At 60.1% G+C, this 5,791-nt stretch carries 7 protein-coding genes; 2 read left to right on the forward strand and 5 right to left on the reverse strand.

The features are described 5' to 3' along the window. Positions 1 to 39: 39 nt before the first annotated feature. Both PMI26_RS21955 and PMI26_RS21950 read right to left on the reverse strand, forming a co-directional pair. On the reverse strand, positions 40 to 363 hold the full coding sequence (locus PMI26_RS21955) for an antibiotic biosynthesis monooxygenase family protein (RefSeq protein ID WP_007972222.1): 324 nt from the start codon (positions 361 to 363) through the stop codon (positions 40 to 42). Beyond that, a complete protein-coding gene (locus tag PMI26_RS21950; RefSeq protein ID WP_007972223.1) occupies positions 360 to 1,067 on the reverse strand; it encodes a CTP synthase C-terminal region-related (seleno)protein in 708 nt (235 codons plus the stop codon). Before PMI26_RS21950 ends, PMI26_RS21955 begins: the two co-directional genes overlap by 4 nt. 15 nt (positions 1,068 to 1,082) lie before the next feature. On the opposite strand from PMI26_RS21950, the gene PMI26_RS21945 reads away from it, so the two are divergent. Beyond that, positions 1,083 to 2,024: a LysR family transcriptional regulator gene (locus tag PMI26_RS21945; protein ID WP_007972225.1), complete on the forward strand. Its 942-nt coding sequence runs from the start codon at positions 1,083 to 1,085 to the stop codon at positions 2,022 to 2,024. Between the two features lie 6 nt (positions 2,025 to 2,030). Here the strand turns inward: PMI26_RS21945 and PMI26_RS21940 are convergent, their stop codons facing one another. The 3 genes from PMI26_RS21940 to PMI26_RS21930 all read right to left on the reverse strand — a co-directional run bounded on the left by PMI26_RS21940 (position 2,031) and on the right by PMI26_RS21930 (position 4,484). After that, a complete protein-coding gene (locus PMI26_RS21940; RefSeq protein WP_007972227.1) occupies positions 2,031 to 2,570 on the reverse strand; it encodes a DUF1003 domain-containing protein in 540 nt (179 codons plus the stop codon). An 81-nt stretch (positions 2,571 to 2,651) separates the two neighbouring features. Next, entirely contained in the window at positions 2,652 to 3,719 is a 1,068-nt protein-coding gene (locus PMI26_RS21935; RefSeq protein ID WP_007972230.1) for a diguanylate cyclase, read from the reverse strand. Positions 3,720 to 3,875: 156 nt separating this feature from the next. Continuing rightward, positions 3,876 to 4,484, reverse strand: coding sequence for a TetR/AcrR family transcriptional regulator (locus tag PMI26_RS21930; RefSeq protein ID WP_007972233.1), 609 nt, complete (start codon positions 4,482 to 4,484; stop codon positions 3,876 to 3,878). A 215-nt stretch (positions 4,485 to 4,699) separates the two neighbouring features. On the opposite strand from PMI26_RS21930, the gene PMI26_RS21925 reads away from it, so the two are divergent. Continuing rightward, positions 4,700 to 5,761, forward strand: a complete 1,062-nt coding sequence (locus tag PMI26_RS21925; RefSeq protein WP_007972235.1) for an MBL fold metallo-hydrolase — start codon at positions 4,700 to 4,702, stop codon at positions 5,759 to 5,761. Positions 5,762 to 5,791: the final 30 nt, after the last annotated feature.

Below are 5,791 nucleotides of genomic sequence, written 5' to 3' on the forward strand. Positions count from 1 at the left end.
GGCTTGCCCGCGAAGACGGCCTCAAAAACACCGCATCCTTTACAGACTGAACCCATAGGCCCGCTCAACCCGACACACCCTTGTATGACACCGCGCATACCAGGTCGAACGCCCACGCTCGCGAATCGCCGTATGCTCCGGATGCTGCTTCCACGCCAGAATCGCCGCCTCACTGACCCAATACGACACGGTTATTCCCAATCCATCCTCACCCCGAGCCGATTCCACTCCGAGAAACCCCGGCTGTTCACGGGCGAGTTCAAGCATCCTTGCAGCCGCTTCGGCATAACCCTGATCGCCCTCGGTGCGCAGCGACGTGAAGATCACCGCGTAGTAAGCCGCCGTTGGCGTATCGGCGATCATGACGAGCGCCCCGCACAGGCTTGGACAAAGGCGCTAACCAGCGGCGGCAAGACGCCCCCGAGTGCCGCCCGCTCGGGCTGGAACAAGGTCGCGACAAAGAACGGATGGCCGCTGAGTTCGACCGCGCGCAGTCCCTGTTGCGAATCGTGGCCGACGGCGTGCAACTCGCGCTTGAGCAACTCCCCTTCGAACTGCGGATTCACCCCATAGCGACAGCGATAGCCTTCACGAATCTCGGCGCTTTCGTACGCCTGTGCGATCAACGAGCCTTCAGCCAGATGAATGGAATCGACGGCCTCTACCAGCGCACACGACAGTGGCGTCAGCAGCGCCCGTGCTGCATCGGGTGCAGTCTCGCCATGTTCGGCATCCAACCAGCCCAGTACATTGCGCGCATATTCCAGCGCGGTGTGTTGAAAACCGCCGCAGGTGCCGAGGAGCGGTCGCCGTTGTTCACGGGCAAAACGGATCGCCAGCAATGCACCGTCCATGTTGCGATACGGGCTGGCCGGCACGCACCAGAAACCATCGAAGGGGTGCAGCGATGTCTCGGCGTGGATTTCATCGGTGGCCAGCCATTGCCAATGCACGTTCAGGCCGCTGTGTTCAGCGGCCATTTCAAGGGCTACGGGAATGGCCTGGTGGGCGGTGACTTGCGGGTCGTAGTCGCCGATCAGGGCGATGCGAATCGGAGGGTTTTCCATGAGGGGCCTCTGCACTTGTTGATTCCTGAGGCCCACTATAGATTGGCGCTCACGCACTCAATATTGGCGTTTTCCCAAGTGATCAATGCAGCGACGCACTATCGACTGGACTACCCGGACCTGGCCCTGATCCTTGCATTGGTGCGCGGCGGCTCTCTGGCCCGCGCCGCGCAGCTGTTGAAGGTGGACGTCTCGACGGTGTTTCGAGCGGTGCGTCGGCTGGAGGCTGCGCTGGGTCAGCAATTGTTCGAAAAAAGCCGCGCCGGTTACCTGCCCACCACCCTGGCGCAGTCACTGGCCGAGCAGGCCGAGCGCGCTGAACAGGCGCTGGAGGCGGCGCGCATCGGTGTGGAGCAGGGCGGGGAAGTGATCAGCGGCATCGTGCGCCTGACCTGTACCGATTCGGTCCTGCAAGGTTTGCTGTTGCCGGCGCTGGCGCAGTTCATGCCGAACTATCCGGCGCTGACGCTCGAACTCAGCACCTCCAATGACTTTGCCAACCTCAGCCGTCGGGATGCCGACATTGCCCTGCGCCTGACCCGCACGCCACCGGAGCATCTGGTAGGACGGCGGCTGGCGGACATTGCCTACCGCGTCTGCGCCAGCGAGCGATACCTGCAATCGGTCAACACCACAGAGCTGGCCTCATTGACCTGGATCGCCCCGGATGACTTCCTGCCGGATCACCCGACCGTGATCTGGCGTCGCCAGACCTTGCCGGGCGTAACGCCGGGTTACCGTTGCAACAGCATGCTGTCGGTTACCGAGCTGGTCAGGGCGGGGCTGGGTGTCGCAGCGTTGCCGGACTTCTTGATCGGCGAGGGATTGCGTCCATTGGGCGAGCCCTTGCACGGATACGACACCGCGCTGTGGCTGCTGACGCGTCCCGACTGCCGAGCCTTGCGCTCGGTGGTCACCTTGTTCGATGAGCTGGGGCGGGCGCTGAAACTGCCGTGAAACCGTTCAGGCCTGTGGCTCATCCTTGCGCACGAAGTGTTGATGCATTTCCGAAGTCAGGTTTTCGATGCGCTCGGTGAGGGCCTTGGTCATCTCCGTGAGGCGGGTGTTCTGCTCGAGCAGCTCCAGCAGTTGTGCGGTGTTTTTCGCGGCTTCTGCCTGTCGCTCGCTGTTGGCGGTCGCCAGCGCTTCGCGGTGCTGTGCATCGGCATCGGATTGGGCTTTGTCGCGTGCGGCCTGACGCGTCTGGGCCAACAGAATCAGTGGCGCGGCATAGGCCGATTGCAGGCTGAACGCCAGGTTGAGCAGGATGAACGGGTACACATCGAAGTGGGTGATTCCGGACGCGTTGAGGCACACCCAGACCACCACGATCAGCGTTTGGGCGCCGAGAAAGGTCGGGGTACCGAAGAACCGCGCAAAGGCTTCGGCGCGCAGGGCAAACTTGTCATTGCCAAAGGTCGGCGCCAGATGGGCGTGATGGCGATGGAAACGCAGGTGATCGACGGGGGCTGCGGTGGCGTTGTCTGTTGGCGTGGTGTTCATGGTGCTCTCTGCTGGGCGCTGGGACTGAGGCTCACTATAGCCCTAGCGTCATTCGAGCAGCGTAATCGCCAAGCGATCACATCATGTGTTCGACGTTTCCAGGCCGGTGTTGCTCGTGTTGACGCTGACCTTGTTGCGTCCGGTATTTTTCGCGGTGTACAGGGCTTTGTCAGCGTCATCGAGCCAGGCCGTTGCATCGGTGAACGACGGTTGGTAGGCCGCCAGACCGATGCTCAGGCTGACCCGCAGTTCGGGCACTTCCCCATGCCGATAGTCTTGCAGCACGCTGCGTAAACGCTCCATCACGTCCACGGCCTGATCCAGCGGCATGTTGGGCAGAATCACGCAAAACTCATCACCGCCATAGCGGCCGGCCAGGTCGCATTCGCGCAGGTTGCACTTGAGCTCGACGCTCAACTGGCGCAGCACCGAGTCACCGATGAGATGACCGTAGGTGTCATTGATGGCCTTGAAATGGTCGATGTCGATCAGTGCAATGACGGCCTGCTCATGACGCTGGCTGCACTCGCGAAACTTCAGTTGCAGCAAGTCCTTCCAGGCACCGTGGTTGAGCAACCCGGTCAAACTGTCGGTGCGGCTCAGGGCGCTCAGGGTACGTTTATGTTCTGAAAGCTTGATCGCCAACCGGTAGCAGACCATGCCCAACGCCAACGGGTAGAGCGTCAGCATCGGCAAGCACGCCCACACCTGCAATTGCGTGGTCGACAGGGTGAATGCCGCGCCGAACAGCGACCAGGCAATCAGCACGCCCGCCGCTTGGCTCAGGCTGCCCAACAGGAACATCCGATGGCCGCCGGCGGCGACATTGTTCATCGCCATCATCGCCAGAATGGTCACGGTGCACAGCGGATTGAACTGGAACGTCGCAACCCAAAAGCCACCGCACAGCGAATCGTAAAGCAGATTCCGGCGTTCAGCCTTGTAGGGAAAGGCCGAGCGGCTCGACAGTTGATAAGCGAGATGCGGCCAGACAAAACCATTGAGTGCCAACAAAACCCAGACCCAGACCGGCAAGTGCAACGGATACAGAGCGGCGGCCACACTGAAACTGCCGATGCCCAAGCCAATGGTTCGAGGCATGTAGATGCGTTTGGCAAATGACAAACCCTTGCCGTGTTGTCTATCCATAATTTCCTGCACCAGATTCATTCTGAAACACTTTACTGCATGGGGGCGGAATTACCGCTCATCGGTAAAAGCGGTGCACATTGTCATTTATTCCAGCCGGATTAATCAGTGTCCTTCGAAGCCATTTAATGTCGGCAAGTGCTGTAGATGGCTGGACTAGAGCTGGTAATAGCCCAGGAACATGGCCAGAGCGGAATCCGCCACCGTGTTTTGCTCCTCGGCTGACAAGCTGGGTTGGCCCATGGAAATCTGCGGCCAGAATGCAAAAGACTTGAGCAGGCCATGGATCTGTTGAGCGGCGAACTCAGGCGCCACGGCTTTCAATCGGCCATCGGCCTGTGCGGCCCGAATCCACACCGTCAGCCCTTCTTCGCGTTCGCCCATTCGCGCCACCATATCCTGCGCCCGCTCCGGGGAATGAATGGTCGCTGCTATCGCCACCCGAGCCAGATCGAGAAAATTGTCATCACCCAACATTTGCAGCTTGGCCATCAGCAACACGCGCAATTGGTCGTGCAACGGCAGGTCGGGACGGTAGGCCGTTTCCTGTTCTGCCGTCACCCGGATCCATAGTTGATTGAGGATCTCGGCGAACAACTCTTCCTTGCTGGGAAAGTGGTTGTACACCGTGCGCTTCGACACGCCGGCAGTGGCCGCAATCCTGTCCATGCTGGTGATCTCGAAACCGTTGTCACGGAACTCGATGATCGCGGCTTGAATGATCGCTTGGCGTTTTCGGTCGGTGAGGCGCTGTGGAGCTGTCATAAGTACGCTTCGGCAGGAAGAAAAGGGAAACTACACTCAGCAGTTTACTTGTCATCGACTTTGATGCAACCTAGAAACTACACTGTGCAGTGTAATGTTTTGTTAATCCTGCCCGGTAAAAATAGAAAGTCCGGCTGATGCGTGCGTGCCTTGGCCATTTATCGTCCCAAAGAGGTAAATCGCGTCAAACGCGGTTTTTCTGGAGTCACTCAGTCATGGCCAATTCAAACTCCCCGGCGGACAACGCCTCCACACCTGAAGCGTCCCGACAGGCTCAAGGCCAATATCAGAACTTCACGCCGGTTCAACGTTTAAGCTTTGGCAAAACCATGGGCATCCTGTGGAACGCGCTGTTCCATAAACCGCAAAACACCCGCCCGAGCGCCCCCGTCCCGGTGCAAGCCCTGAAGCAAGCCGCGCTGATCGCAGCTCCGAATCACAGCGTCTATCGCCTGGGCCACTCCACGGTGCTGCTCAAGTTGCGCGACAAATTCTGGATCACCGACCCGGTCTTCGCCGAGCGCGCCTCGCCCGTGCAATGGGCCGGCCCCAAGCGTTTCCACCAGCCACCGATCAGCCTGGAGGAATTGCCGCCGATCGAAGCGGTAATCCTGTCCCACGACCACTACGATCACCTGGATCATGCGGCTGTGTTGAAACTCGCGGACAAGACCAAACACTTCCTGGCCCCGCTGGGCGTAGGCGACACCCTGATCAAGTGGGGCATCGACCCCAGCAAAGTCCGCCAACTGGATTGGTGGCAAGGCACGGAAGTCGAGGGCATCCGGTTCATCGCCACCCCATCGCAACATTTCTCCGGCCGTGGCCTGTTCGACAGCAACAGCACCCTCTGGGCCTCGTGGGTGATGATCGACGGTGACACGCGCATTTTCTTCAGCGGCGACAGCGGCTACTTCGACGGCTTCAAACGCATCGGCGAACAGTACGGCCCATTCGACCTGACCCTGATGGAAACCGGCGCCTACAACGTCGACTGGCCGCACGTGCACATGCAACCCGAACAAACCCTGCAAGCCCACCTCGACCTCAAGGGCCGCTGGCTACTGCCGATCCACAACGGCACCTTCGACCTGTCGATGCACGCCTGGTACGAACCCTTCGACCGCATCCTGGCCCTGGCCTGGGAACGCAACGTATCGATCACCACTCCGCAGATGGGAGAGGCGTTCAATCTGATGCATCCGCAGCGTGGTGGTGCGTGGTGGCTGGCGGTGGAAGGGGAGAGTGAGCAAGTGGTGGTGCAGAACGCCCTGTAGGAGCGAGCCTGTTCTGGTCAAGTTTTGCCG

The organism is Pseudomonas sp. GM33, assembly GCF_000282295.1.
Taxonomy (GTDB): domain Bacteria; phylum Pseudomonadota; class Gammaproteobacteria; order Pseudomonadales; family Pseudomonadaceae; genus Aquipseudomonas; species Aquipseudomonas laurylsulfatiphila.

Excerpts from the sequence above, each read along its gene's own strand:
- PMI26_RS21955 (WP_007972222.1), bottom strand. The coding sequence starts at position 363 with ATGATCGCCGATACGCCAACGGCGGCTTACTACGCGGTGATCTTCACG.
- PMI26_RS21950 (WP_007972223.1), bottom strand. The coding sequence starts at position 1,067 with ATGGAAAACCCTCCGATTCGCATCGCCCTGATCGGCGACTACGACCCG.
- PMI26_RS21940 (WP_007972227.1), bottom strand. The coding sequence starts at position 2,570 with ATGAACACCACGCCAACAGACAACGCCACCGCAGCCCCCGTCGATCAC.
- PMI26_RS21935 (WP_007972230.1), bottom strand. The coding sequence starts at position 3,719 with ATGGATAGACAACACGGCAAGGGTTTGTCATTTGCCAAACGCATCTAC.
- PMI26_RS21930 (WP_007972233.1), bottom strand. The coding sequence starts at position 4,484 with ATGACAGCTCCACAGCGCCTCACCGACCGAAAACGCCAAGCGATCATT.
- PMI26_RS21925 (WP_007972235.1), top strand. The coding sequence starts at position 4,700 with ATGGCCAATTCAAACTCCCCGGCGGACAACGCCTCCACACCTGAAGCG.